General features: G+C 37.0%; 14 protein-coding genes. All 14 read right to left on the bottom strand.

Features of this window, described 5'->3' with window-relative positions; all coding sequences use genetic code 11:
- Positions 1-2: 2 nt before the first annotated feature.
- The 14 genes from BUA88_RS02120 to BUA88_RS02055 all read right to left on the bottom strand — a co-directional run bounded on the left by BUA88_RS02120 (position 3) and on the right by BUA88_RS02055 (position 16,352).
- A complete protein-coding gene (locus BUA88_RS02120; protein WP_072912037.1) occupies positions 3-905 on the bottom strand; it encodes a LysR family transcriptional regulator in 903 nt (300 codons plus the stop codon).
- Positions 906-1,043: 138 nt separating this feature from the next.
- Positions 1,044-1,970 carry a hypothetical protein gene (locus BUA88_RS02115; RefSeq protein ID WP_072912035.1) on the bottom strand — a complete coding sequence of 309 codons (927 nt, stop codon included), beginning with the start codon at positions 1,968-1,970 and terminating at the stop codon, positions 1,044-1,046.
- Between the two features lie 165 nt (positions 1,971-2,135).
- Positions 2,136-2,813, bottom strand: coding sequence for a response regulator (locus BUA88_RS02110; RefSeq protein ID WP_072912032.1), 678 nt, complete (start codon positions 2,811-2,813; stop codon positions 2,136-2,138).
- Positions 2,814-2,833: 20 nt separating this feature from the next.
- The gene (locus BUA88_RS02105; RefSeq protein WP_072912029.1) at positions 2,834-3,466 is read right to left on the bottom strand and encodes an Hpt domain-containing protein; all 633 of its coding nucleotides are present in this window, start codon (positions 3,464-3,466) and stop codon (positions 2,834-2,836) included.
- A gap of 76 nt (positions 3,467-3,542) precedes the next feature.
- Positions 3,543-5,912 (bottom strand): HD-GYP domain-containing protein, encoded by a 2,370-nt coding sequence (locus BUA88_RS02100; protein WP_072912026.1) that lies wholly within the window; start codon positions 5,910-5,912, stop codon positions 3,543-3,545.
- Between the two features lie 15 nt (positions 5,913-5,927).
- Positions 5,928-7,805, bottom strand: coding sequence for a response regulator (locus tag BUA88_RS02095; protein WP_072912023.1), 1,878 nt, complete (start codon positions 7,803-7,805; stop codon positions 5,928-5,930).
- 131 nt (positions 7,806-7,936) lie between these two features.
- Positions 7,937-10,105 (bottom strand): HD-GYP domain-containing protein, encoded by a 2,169-nt coding sequence (locus BUA88_RS02090; RefSeq protein WP_072912019.1) that lies wholly within the window; start codon positions 10,103-10,105, stop codon positions 7,937-7,939.
- Between the two features lie 59 nt (positions 10,106-10,164).
- Positions 10,165-11,745 carry a PP2C family protein-serine/threonine phosphatase gene (locus BUA88_RS02085; RefSeq protein ID WP_072912013.1) on the bottom strand — a complete coding sequence of 527 codons (1,581 nt, stop codon included), beginning with the start codon at positions 11,743-11,745 and terminating at the stop codon, positions 10,165-10,167.
- A 17-nt stretch (positions 11,746-11,762) separates the two neighbouring features.
- A complete protein-coding gene (locus BUA88_RS02080; RefSeq protein WP_072912008.1) occupies positions 11,763-12,200 on the bottom strand; it encodes an ATP-binding protein in 438 nt (145 codons plus the stop codon).
- Positions 12,201-12,374: 174 nt separating this feature from the next.
- Entirely contained in the window at positions 12,375-13,196 is an 822-nt protein-coding gene (locus BUA88_RS02075; RefSeq protein ID WP_072912004.1) for a response regulator, read from the bottom strand.
- 14 nt (positions 13,197-13,210) lie between these two features.
- Positions 13,211-13,702 (bottom strand): hypothetical protein, encoded by a 492-nt coding sequence (locus tag BUA88_RS02070; RefSeq protein WP_072912001.1) that lies wholly within the window; start codon positions 13,700-13,702, stop codon positions 13,211-13,213.
- Positions 13,703-13,760: 58 nt separating this feature from the next.
- Positions 13,761-14,060: an STAS domain-containing protein gene (locus BUA88_RS02065; protein WP_143151388.1), complete on the bottom strand. Its 300-nt coding sequence runs from the start codon at positions 14,058-14,060 to the stop codon at positions 13,761-13,763.
- A 136-nt stretch (positions 14,061-14,196) separates the two neighbouring features.
- Positions 14,197-14,868: a hypothetical protein gene (locus tag BUA88_RS02060; RefSeq protein ID WP_072911998.1), complete on the bottom strand. Its 672-nt coding sequence runs from the start codon at positions 14,866-14,868 to the stop codon at positions 14,197-14,199.
- Between the two features lie 131 nt (positions 14,869-14,999).
- The gene (locus BUA88_RS02055; protein ID WP_072911995.1) at positions 15,000-16,352 is read right to left on the bottom strand and encodes an MATE family efflux transporter; all 1,353 of its coding nucleotides are present in this window, start codon (positions 16,350-16,352) and stop codon (positions 15,000-15,002) included.
- Between the last annotated feature and the right edge of the window lie 10 nt (positions 16,353-16,362).

Raw genomic sequence — 16,362 nt, 5'->3', positions numbered from 1 at the left:
CATTACTCCTCAATTGCATGTCTTACATAATCCAAAAATTCTACGGCCACTGGGCCAGGTGTGTATTCCTTATTAATTAAATATCCAAACTCAATCTGTCCACCCTCATTGAACAGCTCAATGCCTGGAATATACTCACTCTCATAATTGTTAAAGGACTCAGCACTAAGATTTGCTAAGTGATTCTTCTCTAACATGTTGTGCATGACATAATCACTATTCGTAATTACGGATATATCCTTGCTTATATCAATGTCATCCCCATCTGCTGTCTGCCATTTTCCATAGCGAAGATACGCGTCATTTTCTGACTGGATAAACTTAAGTCCACTAAGAACCTTTGCATGCTTCTTTTTTGAATATGCTTTGTCCTCTGGTTCAAAATAAACCATTCCATTCATAGTTTTTAGTGTAACGAATCGAAGATTATATTTCTTTATCAGATATTCCACCTGAGACTTTGAATCCGGAAATACGTAGATAAAGCTAAGCTCATCATCGGAAAGACGTACTCTCTCAATGAGAGATGGTGTACTGTCTGCATGAACATAGAAGCACAAATCATCCTTCTTATGTTGCTCGTAAAACTCAGAAAAACAATTTGAAAGCCATGAGCTGTGGTTCATTCCAATTCGAACCACATTCTTCTGAGCATTGGCACTTTCTGATTCAAGTCTGTCAAAATCCATAACAAGATGGCTTGCCTTCTGATAAAAAGCCCTGCCCTTTTCAGTAAGCGCAATACCTTTGCTTACTCGCTTAAACAATGGGTATTCCAGTTCGTTCTCCAAAGAAAGAATAACCTTGCTGACACTTGATTGCGTTGTAAATAAAATCTTTGCAGCCTCGCTAAAGGAACCTACGTCAGCAGACACTACAAAATATTTCAACTGTTTAATTTCCATTATTTATCCCCTCGCATTAAGGCTATGTATTCCCTACTGAAATACCTGGCACTTTACTATGCTAAAGATTGTACCATAATAAAAGGAGCAGTCCAATACGAACTGCTCCAAAACATTTATAGTTAATAACATTAATTATTACTGAACAAACTCAATTGAATCAATGATTGCTGAGAATGCATCAGATACTGGGATATCAATAGCATCATCACCACTGTTGTGTACTGTGAACTCAAAAGTTAATGCTCCATCCATGTAATCTCTGCCAAGTGCAGAACAATGAAGTCCAGAATTAGAATCATCACTAACTGGCATAGCTGCATAGTAGCATGTCACGTCCTCTGTTCCAGGGAAAATACTCTCACTATAGTTTGTATCACTACCCCAAGCATCACCGATTGCCTTAATTGCGCCTTCACCCTTGTTATCTACTGTATAAGTAGCTGTAATCATGCATGTACCAGCACAGTCACCTGTGTATACAAATGTTGTTACAGGGCCACCCTGATTTACCTGAATAACATCTGGATTATACTTTACCTGCCATCCATTAGCGTCAGTGTATACAAAGTCTTCACCTGTCTTCTCATTTACATAATTAACTGCATCGAAGCTATCGGTATCTACACCTTCTACTGGTTCAAATACAAGCTCGAGGCCATCAGAAAATGATCCAACAACTTTGCTGTCTTTAAATTCCTTAACTGAAAAAACTTCATCGGTTGGATCAACACTTCCAATATGGAATGTCACATCATCATAACCAACTTCATATTCAAAGTATGTCTTAGTTCCTGTAACACCATCATCAATACTTCCTGAACCATCACCGTAAAATACGTAGAAGTATGTCTTATCTGGATTCTCAGCCTCAGCAGCATAATTTGCATATACACCCTTTGTGAAATATGTAACTGCTGACATTGCAACTTCTTCATCATCAATCTGTGCTGTCTTCATTGTGTCAACATCTGCTGACTGTCCGCAGCCAACCATGCTCATTACCATTGTAAGAGCTAAACCAAGTGAAAATACCTTTTTCATTACTGAATTAATCTTTGTCATCTTTCCATCTCCTTTAAATAATGTTTATATTATTTTCTTGTTCTCTTGTTTACATGCACATATTATCATCCCTAATATCACACAAGTGTCACACAGAATATCACAGCAATAAAAAAAGAGAATACGCCTGTAAATCCGCATTCTCCCTTTGTATTCTATTAACTATTATTCTGCTTCCTGCATAAAAAAGACTTTGATTTTATTTAAAAACTCATCCTTCGGCATGGTTTTTAAGAAATAGCCCTGGTGATTTAAATGCTCTACTGAACGAATACTTTCCTGACTATCATTTCCTGATAAGAAAATCACAGGCAAATCCTTCATCTGGTCATCAGCCCTAAGTTTTTCCAAAACCTGTGGTCCTGATGTAACAGGCATTTCATAATCTAACAGAACCAAATCTGCATTGTTACTACCAAGCCATTTTATCGCTCTTGCTCCAGAAGTAACCATAGATACTTTGTAATCATCAAGCATCCATTCTCTCACAAGACTCATATAATTTGGATCATCATCCACTATAAGAATTTTCTTTTTATCCTCAAATGAATCCTGACTTACATCAGCATTAACACTTGAAATGTAACTGTCATAATCAACCGGCTTTTTTAAAGGAATGATTCTTCTACTTCCTAAATTGTTTTCAATAAATGCTTTTATATCTTCTGATACAGCTTCTTCTTCACTAAAAGTAATGACAGAAACCTCAGCCCACATTTCTTGTATTTTATCTAAATCATAAATTGAAAAAATAGATTCTATACCTGAATCGTCAAGTTTCTTCATAAGAATCTTTATTACAAAAGATTCTTTCTCCCCCAATATTAATACCTTATGTCCCAATACTATTCGCCCCCATTAAATCACTTAATCGCTTGTATTCCAAGCAACTCTTCAAGTCCATCCCAATCACACTTTCGTAGCATGGACTCCACTTTATCAACAACCTCCTGCTTATCCAAAGGAAGATGATATAAGCTTAATTCCTCCAAAATCATTTCCACCCCATCAATATCCAGTGTAGGCACCACTTCCTTAAGTGCGTCAAACGCCTCGTCCAATTCTTCCTCAGATATAGGCTTTTTATTTTCCAGTCGTTTTTTCTTCTCCTGCATATAAGGATGTAATCTTTCCTTGTAGCTTCTATAAAGCTCCAATAAATGTCCCAGATTCTCATCTAGTATTGAAAGATTATTACTCTTACCAGCCAGCTCAAGAGAATATGCCAACTCGCACATTTCGGTGGCACCGATAATTCTTGATGCTGTTTTTAAAGCATGGACCTTGACGGTAAAAAAAGAAATATCCCCCTCTTTAAAAGATTTTTCTAATTCAGAGACTTTTTCATCTATATCTAAATAGAAGGATTTAAGATATTTATCAAACTCTCTTACACTGCCACAATAGCGCAATCCATCTGAAATAGAGATTCCCTCTACCCCTGACAATCCTATTAGTTCCTGCGGAACATTATCGTCTCTGAATGAATCAGCCATACTTTCTCCTCAAAAAATAATTATATGTACAATATACCATACTTTTTAAAATGTTTATCCATTTCTATAAATATTATTAAATTTTTTTACTAATTCGTATATCCGTTAATGCAACCTGATCTCCACTTATAGAAACATAAATTTCTTTTGTACCATCAAGTATTAAGGTTTTATTTTCAATTTCTATTCCAAGGTTTTCTGTTTTAAAATCGATTGCATTTCCTTTTCTCACAAAGGAGACAGAACACTCCAGTCCTGCTTTATGTTTCTGCTTCCATATATCCCAACCTGGGAAGGTATCCTTTTTCTTCATTGAAAAATTGTTCTCTGCGATTTTTTCATCAGCCGACACTTCGCCATTTAATTTTATCAATGCATATTCACGATAATTCTTTCCGAATATTTTTTGATCATCAGCATAATATAAAACGATATAAGGACAATGCCAAACCAGACCTGCTGAAGGTAAACTCATAGTACGGAAATCCAGTCTAATTTTATCCTCCAGTGGAATCCCCTCTGTTGAAGCTGAACGATACTGATCAATCTGAACATTGGCAACATCAGATTCCATTCGATTAATAAATGTGTCGCCATCCACAATCTTAGGAATATCAGATTCTCTAATTAGTTCATCAGTAATATCAACCACGATATCGTAAATACGACAATTTTCACCAGTGAGACAAACATATGCTGCTTTAGAACGATCTGGTAAAGCAAGGATAATATCATATTTTCCTTTAGAGCTGTTTACTTCCAGCTTTACATGATCTTCATATTTAGCAGCGATAATCTCATAACTATCCTCTGAGATTTCCGCTTCCTGACTTTGAATAGGCTCCACTTTAAGATTTCTAGCCGATGTTAAAATTGACTTACCATCAAACCAGACTTCTCCATACTCCAAATAATGATACGCTTCAATGCCTTTTGTTGTATCATGACAACGCCCATCAAATGAGTCAAATAAAACCATGGCAGGTTCCGAGAATTTGCCAATAAAGTCTTCCGGGGTCGAAGTCTTGAAATGAATTTTAGTTATGGTGTTTACGATTGGAATTCCAACAGTAGTAGCATCTCTATATGCCTTACAAGCTATTTCCTTCTCTACCATTAATGGTGTCTTCTTAATAACCTCATTATTTTCCTGATCTAGAATATTCACCATAATTGCTGCTATCTCAGGATCAAATTTGCTTCCCGACTGCTTGATAAGCTCTTCACGTATAGTCTGAATAGGAAATGGTCCGCGATAACTTCTTCGCGAAGTCATGGCATCATAAGCATCTGCAACACAGATAATTCTTGCAATTTCAGGAATCACCTTGCCTTTCAATCCCTTTGGATATCCATTTCCATCATATCGTTCATGACTATATAGAGCAGCCTCTTTCAAATATGGATACTCCACAATGCTGGAGAGAATATCACTACTAAGCTTTGGCACATTCTCAATTATCTTTCTTTCATCATCAGATAACTGTTCTTTTTGATCGAGCAAAGAATCAGGAATACCTACCAAACCCACATTATGCATTAGCGCTGCATAATATATTTCGTCACACTCCTCTTCTGTTTTCCCCATAAGAACAGCAATTCTTTTTGCCAGCTTCGCTACTCTTGAAGAATGGCCAAGTGAATACTCGTCACGTTTTTCAACAGCATACATAAATGCTGTTGCTGTCTGATCAAAAAGACGCTTAACGCTCTTCTTTTCTTCCTCAAGCATTCTCATCTCATGATTATGCGCATCCACAACAGTCTGATTAATATCAATATACGTAAATACGTACAATGAAATTGAAACCAAAACCATAGCCATATTTGTCAAAGACAAACCATACATATATACTTGAATTATTCCCATTAAAACAGGAACAATGGCATAAATTATCAACGATATATATATCCATTTGCTAAACAAATATCGATATTGATACAGCACAGTTAGCAATATAAATGGAGCGCAAACAGGAACGATATAGCTTAAAAGAAATCCAGGTCCTCTGTGATAAAAATTAGATTCGTCAAAGTAGTAGAATAAACCTGTATACTGCGACATCACAACTATACTCATATCTATAAAACAAGCTATGCTGATAAAGACTAATCTCTTAGGGCGCGACTTTACTCTTCCATCTCGCATAATAATGTTTTCAAGATACAAATCAAATCCCAGTACAGCACATGGAGTCAAAAAATAAACGAAGAAATTGCTAACCCTGACCATAATATAACCAACTGTTCCTGTAGTACCGGCATACATATATGCCAAGCGTTCAAATATCATGAGAAAGGTTGCCACGGAAAGCATAAAAATCATTATCTGCTTTCTACGCTTTTCCAAAAATCTTGTTATAAAAAGAAGCAGTGTGAAACACAAACTGACTACAGCAAGTACCTGCATTATATCTAATTGATAAGTTCTGATAAAATTATACATGTACTGTCTCCCACATCAGACATTTTTAATCCATTCTTCCATAGCATCCCAGTCAAAGATCTTTAGCATCTTTGACAAGTCGTAAATCTTAATTGCATCATCATCAGGAAGCTTATACTCCATCAGTCCGTCGACAACCATAGATACTGCATCATAATCCATAAGCGGAATCATCTCCTTTAAGGTTGCATAAGCGTCTTCCAGCTCATCAGCAGGAATAAGTTCCTTATCCTCATCATCTGAAACCACAACCTTAAGTGATTTAAGTTTTTCCTTATACGCTTCATACTCCGCCAAAAAGATATCATTGTTGGCATCTATGAAAGCAATATCATTCCTCTTTCCTGCCTTTTCAAGCTTTAAAGCATATTCTGAAAGTTCACGGGCACCTATAATACGGCATGAGCTTTTTAAAGAATGAACCTTAATCGTATAAAGTCGAATATTGCCTTCTTCGTAAGAATCCCTAATTACCTTTGTATTGGAATCAATGGTATCAAGGAACAACTCCAATGCAAAAATAAAACTTCCTATTCCACCAGAATTCTTAATACCCTCATCTACATCTATACCTTCTGTCTCGTTTATCCATAGCATGTTCTCCGGAAGCTCTTTCAGTTCTTCCACTACTTCATCCCTGTCAATTACCTCCACCATTTCCTCAGGAAGGTATTTAAGAATGACCTTCTCCAAAACCTCTGTATCAACAGGCTTAGAAAGATATCCATCAAATCCTTTTGACAGATAGAAATCTTCACCTGTAGTTGAGTTCGCTGTAAGGGCATAGACTGGAATATCCGGTTCTATCTCACGAATCTTTTCAAGTGTTTCTATTCCATCCATTTCAGGCATCATGTGATCTAGCAGAACAAAATCAAAATGATTATCCTTAATCTTATCAATTGCTTCCTCGCCACTTAATGCAGTAGTAACAAATACTCTCGTGGCTTTCAGTAAGCCCTTAATAACGCTAAGATTTAATGGATTGTCATCCACTACAAGGATATCTGCATCCGGAGCTATGAAGTGAGGTACATATGGTCCCTTCGCACCAATATCATCATGCTCTATGAAAATACCTATTGGGGTTGCATCTACAATCTTCTGTCCCAATGAGAGGAAAAATTCAGAGCCCTCACCATAAGTACTTTCGCACCAAAGCTGACCGCCCATTAATTCTGCGAACCTATTTGAAATATCAAGGCCCAGACCTGTTCCCTGAATCTCAGCGTTTTTTTCTTCATCCAATCTATCGTAGGCCGTAAAGAGTCGGCCCATGTCCTCTTCTTTTATACCTATACCAGTATCTTTTACAGCAAAGCAAAGTGTGCAAACGTCGTTTTCCCGAGACTCCATAGATACATTTAAAATAAGTCCACCTCTTGGTGTATACTTAACAGCATTTGTGAGCAGATTTAAAACAATCTGCTTAATCTTCCCCATATCTCCGTAAAGACGTTTTGGCATAACCTCATCAATAACAACTTCGAAGGTCAATTCCTTTTCAACAGTTCTAACACGAATCATTGAAACAATTGAGCGTAGCATATCCTGGGTGTCATACTCCTGCTCCACTAGATGCATTTTTCCAGACTCAATTTTTGAAATATCAAGCAAGTCATTTATTAGTCCAAGTAATGATTCTGATGCATTTCTAATATCGAAAGCATAATTCATCATTGATATGAAATAATCCTTTGGAACTCCTCTTGCATCCTCACGTATTGCCATCTCATTCATTCCCATTATTGTGTTAATAGGAGTTCTGATTTCATGAGACATGTTTGCAAGGAATCTGGACTTTGATGTGTAGGCTCTTTCAGCCTCTTCCTTTGCCTTTCTGATTTCCTCATACTGCCTTTTGATGACAGTTGAGCGCATTATAAGCCACACAATCAAACCACCCAATATAGCAATCAATATCAGGAACAATATATTTATTATTGATAAATGGTCCGTTGACCCTAAGCCTGTTAAATCATTCATTTCCTACTATATAGCTCCTTTTCATAATTGAGTGCTATTTAGCCATGTTCTTTGTTGTACTTTCTATAAATAACCTTTACCTCCGGGAGCGAATCTACAAATACCTCGACACATTTTGGATCAAACTCAGAGCCTGCTCTCTCCTTAATGAGTGCTATAGTCTCGTCAAAAGAATGCTTTATTCCATCGCTCTGACCTGAGGTAAGAACATCAAACTGATCTGCTACAGCCATGATTCTTGCTGAAAGCGGAATAACTTCCCCATGTAACCCTTCCGGATATCCTGTTCCGTCCCATCTTTCATGATGATATGCCGCCATATTTCTTGCTTCCTTAAGATAGTTTTCACCAGCTACTGTTGTAATAGCATTTTCCATTATCTTCTTTCCAGCTGTAGTATGTGTTTTCTTTATTTCTTCCTCTTCAGGGGTAAGCTTTCCAGTCTTATTTAAGATACTATCTGGAACGTTAATTTTCCCAATATCATGCAAAGGTGCTGAACGAACAACGGCTGAAATAAATTTATCGTTAACCTTGCCAGGATAATACCCCTTTTTCTTAAGACCCTCTGCAATTATCTTTACGTAGGCTGATGTCTTTTGAATGTGAGCACCACTACTCTCATCGCGATTCTCTACCAAATCAGCCATAGTAACAATCAAACCGTCCTGCATTTTTGTAGTATTCTCTGTAAAATGCCGAATGCTTCGAATCTGCTCAGCCTGGTTTAAAGCAATATTGCAGATAGATTGATAGAGCATTTCCACTTCGTCGCCTGTATGAACATCTATCTTTCTTAAATCTCTAACAGCTTTATCAATCTCTACCTGATTATCCCCAGCCTTAATAAAGCGTTCCACACCAAGCCCGATTCTGCTGATTGGATAAACAAGATATCTTCCCATAGTCCACATTCCATGTGCCAAAATGGTAATAATGATACTTACCATTATAAGAAGTACTCTCCACATGAATTCCATCAAATATTCAGCAACATATTCTACCGATGCATCCGCTCCAGCATAGCAGACACAGTTTCCATCAGAATCATAAACCGGATAAAATGATGTTACTATCCAACTATAAGAATTGTCAGATTCTGTAGGAGGAATCACTTTGCCTTCCTTAAAATCATCTACATAACATAAAAATTCTTCATCTAAACGAATTCTCTCTCCGGGAGCAATGCCAACTTCGTCACCCTCATATCCAAAGTTTTCATGATCGCTTCTGGCATCCAAATCAAAGACGAAAATCATATCCTCGCCTTCAATTTTTACGATGTAAAGGTAAGCTACGCCAACAGCGTTATCTCTGATTTTATAAAGAAGTTCTTCTGTAGCTTTATATCCTGGAGCGTTTTCTCCATATCTTATGTATCTATCAATCTTGTTGGGGTCAACAACAGAAGCCGCAAACTTAGCAGCCGAAGTCGCAATCTCCTTTTTTTCTTCAAGAGCCCTGTTGAAATACATTCGCATTCCAATTATGGACATCATGATAATTACCAAGACCGAAACACCCAAGAGCAGCATTGTAAGTCTTACTCGCATAGAATGTTTAGCGTCTCTGCTCCATGCTCTGATTGCAATCATTTCCTCATTAGAAAGAGGACGCTGCTTCCAGCCAGCATATATGAATTTTTCTTTAAATTTTTCAGGAATAAAATTAATGATATTTAATGCTATACCAATAGATAAACCCTTATCAAAAATATTAATGACAGTGTTTACAACTAAAAATGTAGTTGCATGAGAGAAACCTGTAGCCCTGGTTATTCGTTCTATAGAGTCTGATACAAGAATGTTTTCAGGAGAAAGAAACAGATGCCACTGAATATAAGTACCCACTCCACCACTCATAATACCTGCTGCTAGTGCAAATAATACTTTATACAAAAAACTTCGGTAAGCATAACGTTCAATATATAAAGCAGAAAGCATTGCTATAAAGATATTAACAATGGCAAAATACATGGATGCATCGCTATATATACTACATAGCGCATTTGTTAATACTGCTGTGAAAATTCCCGGCAAAATTCCAGCGACACAAGAAACTACAACAGTACCTATCGTGTCCAAAAACAGCGGAACGCCTGATAAATTGGTAAAAAAAGCAGGCAGCAAATTAATGACTATTCCAAATAAAACAAATAGCCATCTAATCAATAAATTCTGATTATCTTTGAACCATATTTTTCTCAAGCCTAATCCCCCCACTAATACTTTTAGACTACTATTAATAAAGAAATTGTCAAGGAAATCTATAAGTATTTAAAACTAAGCATTGTAATATCATCAAATTGAGGCGAATCTTCTACAAAAATGTCAATGTCATTCTCCACTATCTCAAGCAGCTCTTTCATATTAGCATTTGGATTTAGATTAAGAGCTGTCAACATTCTCTCTGCTCCATAACGCTCATTTTGGGAATTGGTGGCCTCAGGTACACCATCCGTATATACGAACAAACAATCTCCGTGATTAAGCTGGAATTCGTTTTCTCTAAATTTGATTCCTTCCATAGCTGCAACTGCAGGTGAATGCTTATAAATATCAAGCTCAAATTTTCCATCTGCTCTTTTGATAACAGGATGTTCATGACCTGCATTGGCAGCTATTACTTTGCCTGTGGAAATTTCTATAATACCAAGCCATACCGTAACAAATAAATCTGCATCATTACCTTCGCAAAGCTGATTGTTAACATCATAAAGAATATCTGATGGAGAAAAAACTTTATCCATCAATGCTCGATATTTAATAAGTGTTTTAGCATTTACCATGAAAAGTGCTGCTGGCACACCTTTACCAGATACATCTGCCATTACAAGGGCTAAATGGTCATTATCAACTAAGAAAAAATCATAAAAGTCTCCACCAACCTCTTTTGCTGGTGTCATTGTCGCGTAGATATCAAATTCTTTTCTCTCTGGAAATGGAGGGAAGATTCTTGGAAGCATATCAGCCTGAATCTTTGCTGCTACATTTAATTCAGCAGTAATACGCTCTTTCTCAGCTGTGATAGTTTCAATATTATCAATATACTCTACAATATCCTGCTCCATGCTATAAACAGACTTCGCCAGTTCTTCCAATTCATCACCGGTTTTGATATTGTTCAAAGAATCATCAGTTGTAGTTTCATCTGCGAAGTGCTTGATATTTTTTGTTAACACTATCAAAGGATGGATGATATAAGTGTTCATATAGTGCCAGTTCAAAAAACAAAATGCCCCCAAAAGAACTATTGCAATTATAATCATTGCGATAATAAACCTGCGGAGCGTAGAATGAATAACTTCCATGTTCGTATCTACGAATAAAAGTGCTACGACATTTCCTTTGCTATCTTCTACTGGAAGGCAGCTTGATGTAAGATAGCCATACTGTGAATGTCGCACCAAATAACTATTGGGTTTTACTCCTTCTGTGTATACTTTCCATAATTCATCAAAGGACGCAGCAATAGGATCCACAAAGCCCATATTGCTTCCTGAATCGTATATGTATTGAATTGTATGATCTTCTCTTGGAACGCCAATATAGATATAGGCAGCATTTGAAAATTCCTGAACAGATTTAAGATACTCTACCATGTCTTGGTAGTAGTCATCCTCATACCATGTCTTGGTATACTCAGCAATTTTGTCGTGATCAATGTGATGTAAAATGATATTTGCAACAACATAGCCACGCTCGTTATAGATTTTTTGAACTGATCTGTCAAAAACAAGTGAACCGCTAATACACATAGCGATATTGATAAGCAACGTAAATACGATAATACCAGCAAGAGCTTTCGCGTGAATACCAAATTTTTTCTTTTTGAATATTGTTGTCATTATCCCCTCTTTCCCCTTTAAATATGCTTCATCAATGTAAGTATATTTTTTCCATCTTTATAATCGTATGTAATCTCATCCATACTCTTTTTCGCCATAAAAATTCCAAGTCCGCCGATTTCCCTGTCCTCCGCCGACAGTGTAATATCAGGTTTTTCTCTTTCCAGGGGATTATAAGGAACACCTTCATCCTTAAAAGTAAGATAAACCTGTCCTCCATCTGTCATCAAGTCCAATTCCATAGGCCCGATACCAGTGTCAGGAATAGTCTTACCTTCCTTATCAAGTTTGCCATAAGCGTAGTGAGCAATATTGACGTAAATCTCTTCTACAGCAAGTGTGATCTGCATAATGTGAGCCCTATCACAGTCCTGTGCCTCAAGCTCTCCTTCAACAAACCTCATTACTTTTTCAAGATTTTCAATTGTTGCTTCACACTCAAAAGACTTTTTCATAAGTATTCTACCTATAAAACCCTTCAATCAAATCCGCTGATTTCTTCATTGATTAAGATTATACTATAAATAATATCACACAAATGTCACACAATGTTTATTTATCATCATATGTGAAAAAATAAAAGGGGCGGAAGATTTGTCCGTCCCTCAAGTAATACTTCCTTTAATTCTTTATACTGCGTCTTCATCTTCGTATAATGCATAACTTATCTCATCAAGCTCTGCATGGAAAAATTCAGGCCAGCTGTACTGATTCATATAATCACCGAGATATTGGTACTTGGAATCTTTCTTTTTATCAAGCCAGTCAAATAAATCACACTCGATTTTATCCTTGGCGATTGCCATACTGCCTCGCTGCTTAATAATAACTCCATCCAATTTCAGCTTCTTAAATGTATTCTGTAAATCCTGTCTCAAATTACATAGATACGATAGCTTCTTTTCTGGGTCACCATCATCTTCCCACAATGAAGCAATTAACTCTCCATTTGTAGTCTGAGCTCCACGATTGTTAATTAGAATAGCAACTATCTCTTTTGTTCTATTGTATTTGAACGTCACCGGTTCACCATCTACAAAAAGCTCGAAGTTTCCAAAAGTTTGAGCAAACACTCTCTTGTACTTCTTTCGAAGCTCAGGGTATCTAAGAGAATCAAGCTCCTTTGTCACCCTTTTTTCAACCTCTGGTTTGTAGATGTAACCACTGGCATGAAGCTGCATTGCATCATATGCAAATTCCTTATGCTCAGTCACAAAAATAATATTTATATATGGATTAAGTTCTACCAAATATTTTCCTAACTCTATTCCTGACAGTTCAGGCATGTTCACGTCCAAAAAGGCTACGTCAATTTCTTCTTCTCTGGCTTTTGCCAATGCCGAAAGCGAACTATCAAAAGCAAAAAGACTAGCGTCACTGTTTGCCTTTTTCACAAGCTTTGTAAGTTTATCAAGAGAAGTGCGCTCATCATCTACTGCTAATATATTCATACTGCCCCCCTCCCCTACACTATTGAAACTGACTTAATTTTCTGGTTTTTACGCTGTTCAGCAGTCATGTGAAGAGGGTCTGCCTCTCCTACCACCAGTGTATCTCCATCATTCATAGCCGCATCATGTAGAGGCCCCATATTCATGTCAGCAATAACAAGTGCAGCGAACCTGTCATAATTATCATCATCTATTACTGGAAAATGATGTTTCATTCTATACCAATGCTCACTATCGTAGCCTACACTTCCAACATATAGACGATCTGCTGTATCAGCCACATCATCAACATCAGCATAAGGTGCATTGGCCATGGCTGTATCTTCACAAAACAGAGTTGCGTATATACGAAGTATTTTGTCTCTTACAGTCTCTTCATGACCATCTTTTGCCACCTTGCCAGTACTGGATTCCATATAAGTATAAAAGTATTCCTGTGCTTCGTCGCTATCGTCAAAATTTAAAATTGCATCATAAAATTTTTTATCAATAAAACTTTTTCCCATAATACATTAACCCTTCCTCAAAAAATAAGGGGTAGAAAAACCACCCCTCAAACAACTCTTATTGAATTGTAAATATATCTGAAAAACCAGTTACATCAAAAATCTCCTGAACCTCCTCAGTAGGATTATTAACTACCATCCTGCCCTGCTTGTTCATGACTTTCTGTGCTGATAAAAGAACCCTTAAACCTGCACTTGAAATATATTCCAGATTCTTTAAATCGAAAGTGAGCTTTGAAACCCCATCAATAACTGCATTAATCTTTTCTTCTAATTGAGGAGAGGTGGTTGTGTCTAGTCTTCCCTCGAGCTCCACAATCAAATCTCCACCATTTTTCTCATCCTTGATATTTAACATATTCTTATACTCCTTCTCGTATGCCAATAAAGACCTTGATTCTTGGCCTAATATTTTGAAATTATTATACTCTAACAACATTTTATACTCAATAAATTGTGATTGTTTCACATTTTTTTCATAAATCGCTTATCATCTAGATTTCCATGATAAAAGCCATTTCGATCTGGTTCTTTTCCACACCAACTACAACATCCTTTGCAATGCTTGCTACGATAGACTTTTCAAGCTCATCCCAATATGCTGTAGTCTCAGGTTCACCATTTCCCTCCTTAAGGGATTTCTTATAATCATCCATTGTCCACATAAATCCTGTAAAGGCATTTGGATTTGAAGCAACAGCTGTATCTAAATAGCAACCTGATATTCCCATTCCATATCCATTATACTTCTGCTGAAGCTTCATAACTCCATCATAGCTTAGAAGCCCTGTTTCCACGAAATCTCTCACCTTACCCATGAAACCAACTGCAAGAGCATTTTCGCCAGTGGATGAAACAGACATTAAATCTGTCTTTTTATCTATGTTCATGTTAGTCTTTCCAACAAGTCTAAGCCAGCTTTCTCCATCATATTTTTCAGCCCAAACAATAGCTGTGAAATCACCAGTGATAGCTTTTACCATGCTGATAGATTCTTCATATAGAAGCTTCATATGTAATGCATCCTTCTTATTCAACTGAAGCTCTTCAATACTCTTGTCCACCTGTTCATAGACTTCATTGTATCTTTTTGCATCACTGTTAACGTAAATCTGCTCTGTAGATAACTTTGGGACCTGATTCTTATTCTTGATTATAGTCTCCATTGATAACCTCCCCAAACCCTATGATTATTTTCTATGGTGATAATTTATCATAGGAATTATCACAAAAGTGTCACATGCTTCTGTAAGTCATACAAAACGTTGAAAAAAGACTGCACTAGGCAGTCCTATAATTATCGAGTTAAATCCTTAACCCACTTATATTTTTTATAATGATAGAAAACCCAAGGTAATTTTCCAACTTCATCCAAACAGGTGCAGGCATAAACTGCAAGTACCGGCCAATGAAATACAAATGCTCCCAAAAAAGCAATAGGTACAGCAATGCACCACATACAAACTGCAAGACTATAGATATCAAAAAGTGTGTCTCCACCAGCACCAAAGACACCGTTGATTACTACAGTATTAATGCAACGTCCTATCATGTAAAAGGACATAATAACCATCATTCCTATAAGATATTGCTTTGCCCTTGGTGTAAGGATAATGAAATTAACTACTAAAGGTGTCACAAGCAAAATGATTGCAGTTGAAAAAAATCCTATTAGCACAGACATCTTTGAGATACGCTGTCCATATAGCTTTCCTCTTTCCAAATTTCCAGCGCCGAGCTCATTTCCAATAATAATTCCTCCTGCAGCACTGACACCATCACATACGCAGCACATAAGATCTCGGACAACTGCTGCAACAGAATTAGCGGCAGCTGAATCGGTGCCAAGATGTCCCATAAAAGCAGTATATGATGTAAATCCTACACCCCAGAACATAGCTGCACCTGCAAGAGGAAGACCACAACGAACGTAATCTTTGAGAAGCAAAGCGTCTCTTACTACCAAATCCCTTAATGATGGATGAATGAAATCCTTTTGGAAGGATGAAATAACCGCCCAAATCAATTCTATAATTCTAGAAATAAGTGTCGCTATAGCTGCGCCCTTAGCACCAAGAGCAGGAAGTCCCATAAGTCCAAAAATAAGAATTCCATTAAGAATTATATTGATAACTACAGCACCTGAACTAATGATGGCACATCTGTCTGCATGTTCAGTAACTCTCATAATACCAAGGAAACACTGAGAAAATCCTGTGAGAAGATATGACCATCCTGCGATTTTGAGGTAGCTTGCGCCAATGGATATAAGGGCTTCATCACTGGCAAAAATCATCATAAGCTGTCTTGGAAAAGCCACACAGGCAACACAGAAAAACAGTGAAATTACAAATGCTATTCTAATACTCATTCCAAAAATCTTATGAAGAGTCTTTTTATCGCCCTTGCCCCAATACTGGGCACCAAGAATCGAAATTGAACCCGTAACAGCACAGAGCATCATATTTTGAATAAACTGCACCTGAGTGGCAAGTGAAACTGCAGCCATTGAATTCTGTTCAATTCGTCCAAGCATTACAGCATCGCATGCAGCCACCAGCGCAAGCATTAATGCTTGAAATGCAATGGGTAAAGTTAAATTAAAAAGTCGTCGCAGAAAGTCCTTGTCTGCAAATAATTTATCTTTCATCAAGTAACCT

The organism is Pseudobutyrivibrio xylanivorans DSM 14809, from assembly GCF_900141825.1.
Taxonomy (GTDB): Bacteria; Bacillota; Clostridia; order Lachnospirales; family Lachnospiraceae; genus Pseudobutyrivibrio; species Pseudobutyrivibrio xylanivorans.
This window is presented reverse-complemented; position numbering and strand designations above follow the sequence as displayed.